Source organism: Bartonella sp. AP7XZML (assembly GCF_042195745.1).
GTDB lineage: Bacteria > Pseudomonadota > Alphaproteobacteria > Rhizobiales > Rhizobiaceae > Bartonella.
Window position 1 is genome coordinate 1 of the sequence record NZ_JBHIOT010000036.1, and the last position, 5,425, is coordinate 5,425.

The window sequence follows — 5,425 nt, forward strand, 5'->3', positions numbered from 1 at the left end:
AGAAAACAAGCAAACTGCCGATCAACCGCCCCATTAAAGCCTATTACAAACCTATCACCAGCCTATTCATTGCCAACAGCCTTTTTCCCCCAGAGATCAGCGTAAAATGAGAAAAACAATCGATGCCCTGCTCCCAAGTCATGAAGCAATGGCATGATCTAAAACTTATGCCCCCCATGACACGAGCACTACATGCGCTTTTTCAGCGCTGCGTTTAATTGTTTGGTAACCTTGTAATACGAGATCAAACGCTTGATAAAAGAAATATACAGTGCCACAATGGGTATTGTTAAGAAAAAATCAAAAACACCCCCCAGCAGAATGATCAAAATCACCGTCCAAGCTGCCGCCATTTCGTAATGCATTTTATCCCCTTCTCTTTATAAATTGATTGATTGGGTTGCTTCAGTCACTTCTTCCAACTGCTGAATCTTCTTTTTCAATCGATGGGTTAAAATTTCACGAAGGATCACAACAACAGGGATCGTTGCAAAAATACATACCGATAAAAAAAACCAGAAAAACAAGAGAATGATAATATATTCAAATCTGCTCTCATCTACCTTAGCAGCTATCCCTTTAGAGCAAATCACATAGACATAAGCTTTGAAAAATATAATGATGAAAGAGAGGCATGCGTGGAGGATATAATCTTTGCGTGAAAAAGCGAGCCATTTTTTTAACGAATAGAAACTTATCTGTGTTTCTAGTGCTAAGTTTTGCGGCACACTCTCTTTTTCTTTTCCGCTTTTTTCAAAGAAACAAAAACGCTGTGGATGTTCTTTCATCAAACGTCTTTGTTTTTTCACTCTGTAATAGAGCCTCAAACGCTTGATTAAAGAATAATAAGGCACCACAATAATCATATTCACAAAAATGGCAAAAACTGTAACTGCATTTAGAAAAAAACATCCAATCGGCAGAAACAAAATAAAAACCGCGGCCTCACTCCTCATGTGTATAACCTCATTGATTAATCTCTTGCTGCTTTATTTTTTCTTTTAGTTTTTTCTTTATTTTTTCCAATTTACGCTCTTTAAAACGACAAATGCCCCACAAAATAGGAAGGGGTGTGAGAAGACAAAACCATATCAACACTGGTAAGAGAAAAATAAGAGAACCAATTCCTTCCCATCTTGTCCATTGCAACGGCTGTACCAGAGATTTTGCACCCGCAGGAACTTCTAAAGCCATCATGATAAGGCAGGTACAAAACATGATGAAAAAGCGGCACCCTATTATTTTACACCGTCCCACCTCTTTACGCCTTTCCACTGAAGACACCATAAATTTTCTAAATGAAAAGAAAGACTCTTCAAATGTTGCTTTTTTCTCCTGCATTGTTCCCCTCTGCTTTTACGTTTCGCGCTTTTTACGCATTATTTTTAGGTTTAAGCTCTTTTTAATTTATCTAAACTCTTTATTTTTTCTCAATAAATTTTTTCATCAATCCTAATTTCTACATCCATATATTCTAACTCCCCATCCTTTATGTAAAGAATATGAGGACGATAGTTTTTTCCATCAACCTCACAAATCGCGTCCTTTTCGTAAACAAAATATCCCTGTTGCCTTAATTCTTCTCTTTTTTCCTCGATCAATTTTTCATAAGAATCTCTTCTTCTATTGCACAAATTGGGATCTGTAGCTCTAAAATATTCATAGCTTTCTACCTCCATGGAAAAATCCTTTGCCGCCTGTTGAAGCAAATCGTAACTGGGTTGCTTTGTCTTTTCTACCGCTTGAGCGATCACCATTGCGCGTTCCAGATGCTCTTCTTCGATGCTTGTTTCAAAGCCCAGCTTCTCACCTTCCATAAAGCTTTTCTGATAAGAGTGTAAAGTTTCAACATCACCCATCAAAGCCAGAGCCGCAAGATAACGCAGGGAATAAGAAGCCAACCGAGAGACCACAGTTTTGTTTTCCCAAGGCAAGATTCTATATTGAGAGCGAAGCATCTTGCCAAGATCAACCTCAGTCATTGCCTTTTCTAAAGCCTTCTCGAGTGCACGACGTAAACATCCAACGCTTACCTTTTCTTCAAAAATTTCCAACCCCTTCACATCAAAACTCAATTCAAGAGCAATCAAACCTCCAGAATTATAAGGGTCTATTGTTTGGCAAGCCGCCGCATGGATACCAGAAACCACCGCAATTGCACAATCAAATCGCGGATACCCCTTCTCAGCATTATAAAGAAACTGCACTTCACGATCTGGTAAATAATAGGTGGACAAATGATCTCCTTTTCCTTCAATTTCCACCTTCCACCCCAAACTCTTTAAAAGCGCCGTTGCACTTTCCATCGTTAAGATTTCCTCATCAGAAAGAGAAAACTCTTTTTCCTCAGATAACGGCTTAATCATCGGCATTTCCCCACTAGACGGCTCAAAAACGACAGGTTGTTCAAGCACGCGGCTTAATTCTTTTGTCACTTGGCAATACAGTCTCACCCGCTTGAAAGTAGAGTAATACAATGCCCAAATAAACATCACGACCACGGCAGAAAGCAGCGTGAAAAGCGTCAAGCCCACACCCCACGAGAGTACAACAATAATATCCATCATTTTAACATCTATCATTTTCTCCGCCCCTTCATGCGCTGTTTTGTTGAGAAGCGGTTTTTCTCCGCTTCCAGATTGCTTGCTCCAACATATCGATCTTTTCTTTCAACAGAACCGTGAAAATGATACGAACCACAAAGGCAACAGGGATGAACAAAAAAATAAACCATGATATAAGCTCCATAATTAACGAGAGAGCTGCCACGACATCCCCTTCCCACTCCGCCAACGTCCACCCAAGCAACATGGGGACGAAGCGAAGAGCCATTCTTAAAGCTGCCACAATGAAAGCAATACAAAAGATGACTTTATAATTTTTGCGTGTCAGAAACGCTTCTTCAAGCGCAAAAGACCGTGGTTCTTTATCCAATGGTGAATTTTTTCCATTGCCCCTCATTTTTTATCCCTCATTTGTTTCAATTTTCAAGCCATTTTCATGAACCGAAGCTTTCGTCCTCTCAATGGATGAGGGTTCATCAATATCAAGCGTTTGTATCCCTCATCTTTTATAAAGACAATATCAAGGGTGCATTTTTTTCCATCACCTTCAAACATCGCACGAATAGAAGTGCTCTCCTACAACGCATGAGAATATATAAAAGACCAGTATTCATTTTCTGCCCTCCCTTCACGCGCTGTTTTGTTGAGAAGCGGTTTTTCTTCGCTGCCAGATTGCTTGCTCCAACTGCTCGATCTTTTTTTTCAACAAACGCGTAAAGATGATACGGACCACAAAGGCAACAGGAATGAGTACAAAAAGAAGCGCTGATATAAAAACCAATATTAATGTTAAAATGAACAGGATATAATTCCACCACCCTGTCAAATCCCACTTAAAAAACATAAAGAATGCCATTATAAAAGCTGACACAATGAAAGCAATGCAAAAGATGACTTTATAATTTTTGCTTGTCAAAAACGCTTCTTCCAGCGAAAAAGACCGTAACTCTTCATCCAATGATGCATTTTTTCCATTGCCCCTCATTTTTTACCCCTCATTTGTCTCAATTTTTAAGCCATTTTCATGAACCGAAGCTTTCGTCCTCACCAATGGATGAGGGTTCATCAATATCAAGCGTTTGTATCCCTCATCTTTTATAAAGACAATATCAGGGGTGCTTTTTTTTCATCAACTTCAAACATCATGTTTTCATCACTCACAGTGTACCCCCTATTATCTTAAGGCTTCTCTTTTCTCGTCGATCAAATTTTCATAAAAATATCTTCTTCTATTGCACAAATTTGGGTCTCTGACTCTAAAATTCTAAGTGCTCTTTTTATTTTCAGGAAGATAAGCTGCTTTCCAAAGAAGAAGCAAACGAGTGCAAGAAAATCGTAACGAAGTTGCTTTGTCTTTATGACGATTTAAATCATCAACAAAACCGGCCCAAATTGATTTTTTCGATATTTTTTTCAAAGCCCAAACTTTCACCTTCCATAAAGCTTTTATGAGAAAGCTGCCAAATGTTAACATCACCAAGCAATGTCAAAACCACAAGGGTGTGCAAGTAAAGAAGAAGCCACTTGAGAGATAGAACAATTTCCTTTCCCCAAGGTGGTGCCCCCATATTGAAAGCCCAAACACGCGGCCAAGATCAACCTCAGTCATCGCCCTTATCTAAAGCTTCCTCAAGCACACGACGTAAACGCCCTACGCTTATCTTTTCCTCAAAAATTTTCAATCTCTTTGCCTTAAAATCCAGCCCTTTGCCTCAATGCCTCGTTGTCAATCTGGCCCCCCCCAAAATGATAAAGCCCTAAAATGATAAGGATTAATCATTTGGCAAGCCGCCGCATGAATACCAGCGCCTCTCACAATTCCATAATCAAATTGCACAAAACCTTTTTCATCCAGAGATGAGAAACTGTCCTTCACGGTCTCGTAAATAAATAGATGTCCCTCTTTTCTTTCAATTTTCCCCCTCTACCCCAAGCTTTTTAAAAGCACTGTTACACTTTCCATCTTGATCAAAACGTGTGCTTTTGGCTCACCTTCTCTGTGCGTTTTGCCTCTCCACCTGCAAAAAATGGGCTTTTCTTCCCCAAACACCAGAATATCTTTTGCTTTAAGTATAGATTTTTCGCTCTCAATATCGCTTGGTAAAACACATTTTTATGCTTGATAAAAAGAAAATAAATTACAAGATTTTCTCTCTTTAAGAGAACAGAAACAGCAAGTAAAGTCCAAGAGCAGCCCCTCTTCACTTTCCCCCCAGCACTCAAGCAAGAATCCCACTCAAGCAAGAATCCCACTCAAGCAAAAGCCCCACTCAAGCAAAAGCCCCACTCAAGCAAGAGCACCAACTCAAGAAAGAGCCTCAATTCTTTTAAAAACACGACACAAATATAAAAAAGCATAAAACGAGAAGTGCACCCCATGCTCCTTAATGAACAAGTCAAAAGCAAGGCTCAACAAAAGCCCTCTTCACTTTCCTCTCAGCACTCAAGCAAGAGCACCAACTCAAGCAAGAGCCTCAATTCTTTTAAAAAACACGACACAAATATAAAAAAGCATAAAACGAGAAGTGCACCCCATGCACCTTAATGAACAAGTCAAAGGCAAGGCTCAACAAAAGCCCTCTTCACTTTCCTCTCAGCACTCAAGCAAGAGCACCAACTCAAGCAAGAGCCTCAATTCTTTTAAAAAACACGACACAAATATAAAAAAGCATAAAACGAGAAGTGCACCCCATGCACCTTAATGAACAAGTCAAAGGCAAGGCTCAACGAAAGCCTCTCTTCACTTTTTCCCCTCGCTCATTTTCCCCTCGCTCACTTTCCCCTCACTCACATCGTATAATATGACGGGAGCTCCTTTCTGCTCAACCTCTTCTTCTAATTGCCGTATCATTTTGTTCAAC

The 5,425-nt window shown here is 39.7% G+C and carries 8 protein-coding genes; all 8 read right to left on the reverse strand.

All coding sequences use genetic code 11. From position 1 onward, the window contains the following. Positions 1 to 188: 188 nt before the first annotated feature. Entirely contained in the window at positions 189 to 365 is a 177-nt protein-coding gene (locus ACFILT_RS03300; protein ID WP_273790878.1) for a hypothetical protein, read from the reverse strand. 15 nt (positions 366 to 380) lie between these two features. Beyond that, positions 381 to 956, reverse strand: a complete 576-nt coding sequence (locus ACFILT_RS03305) for a hypothetical protein (protein WP_375679574.1) — start codon at positions 954 to 956, stop codon at positions 381 to 383. 10 nt (positions 957 to 966) lie between these two features. After that, on the reverse strand, positions 967 to 1,341 hold the full coding sequence (locus ACFILT_RS03310; RefSeq protein ID WP_375679575.1) for a hypothetical protein: 375 nt from the start codon (positions 1,339 to 1,341) through the stop codon (positions 967 to 969). An 89-nt stretch (positions 1,342 to 1,430) separates the two neighbouring features. Beyond that, the gene (locus ACFILT_RS03315; protein WP_375679576.1) at positions 1,431 to 2,582 is read right to left on the reverse strand and encodes a DUF6990 domain-containing protein; all 1,152 of its coding nucleotides are present in this window, start codon (positions 2,580 to 2,582) and stop codon (positions 1,431 to 1,433) included. A gap of 13 nt (positions 2,583 to 2,595) precedes the next feature. Further along, the gene (locus ACFILT_RS03320; protein ID WP_375678738.1) at positions 2,596 to 2,961 is read right to left on the reverse strand and encodes a hypothetical protein; all 366 of its coding nucleotides are present in this window, start codon (positions 2,959 to 2,961) and stop codon (positions 2,596 to 2,598) included. Between the two features lie 231 nt (positions 2,962 to 3,192). Continuing rightward, entirely contained in the window at positions 3,193 to 3,549 is a 357-nt protein-coding gene (locus ACFILT_RS03325; protein WP_375679577.1) for a hypothetical protein, read from the reverse strand. A 388-nt stretch (positions 3,550 to 3,937) separates the two neighbouring features. Beyond that, entirely contained in the window at positions 3,938 to 4,132 is a 195-nt protein-coding gene (locus ACFILT_RS03330; protein WP_375679374.1) for a hypothetical protein, read from the reverse strand. Between the two features lie 158 nt (positions 4,133 to 4,290). Further along, positions 4,291 to 4,440: a hypothetical protein gene (locus ACFILT_RS03335; RefSeq protein ID WP_375679375.1), complete on the reverse strand. Its 150-nt coding sequence runs from the start codon at positions 4,438 to 4,440 to the stop codon at positions 4,291 to 4,293. Between the last annotated feature and the right edge of the window lie 985 nt (positions 4,441 to 5,425).

Excerpts from the sequence above, each read along its gene's own strand:
- ACFILT_RS03315 (WP_375679576.1), bottom strand. The coding sequence starts at position 2,582 with ATGATAGATGTTAAAATGATGGATATTATTGTTGTACTCTCGTGGGGT.
- ACFILT_RS03300 (WP_273790878.1), bottom strand. The coding sequence starts at position 365 with ATGCATTACGAAATGGCGGCAGCTTGGACGGTGATTTTGATCATTCTG.
- ACFILT_RS03305 (WP_375679574.1), bottom strand. The coding sequence starts at position 956 with ATGAGGAGTGAGGCCGCGGTTTTTATTTTGTTTCTGCCGATTGGATGT.
- ACFILT_RS03330 (WP_375679374.1), bottom strand. The coding sequence starts at position 4,132 with ATGGGGGCACCACCTTGGGGAAAGGAAATTGTTCTATCTCTCAAGTGG.
- ACFILT_RS03325 (WP_375679577.1), bottom strand. The coding sequence starts at position 3,549 with ATGAGGGGCAATGGAAAAAATGCATCATTGGATGAAGAGTTACGGTCT.
- ACFILT_RS03310 (WP_375679575.1), bottom strand. The coding sequence starts at position 1,341 with ATGCAGGAGAAAAAAGCAACATTTGAAGAGTCTTTCTTTTCATTTAGA.
- ACFILT_RS03320 (WP_375678738.1), bottom strand. The coding sequence starts at position 2,961 with ATGAGGGGCAATGGAAAAAATTCACCATTGGATAAAGAACCACGGTCT.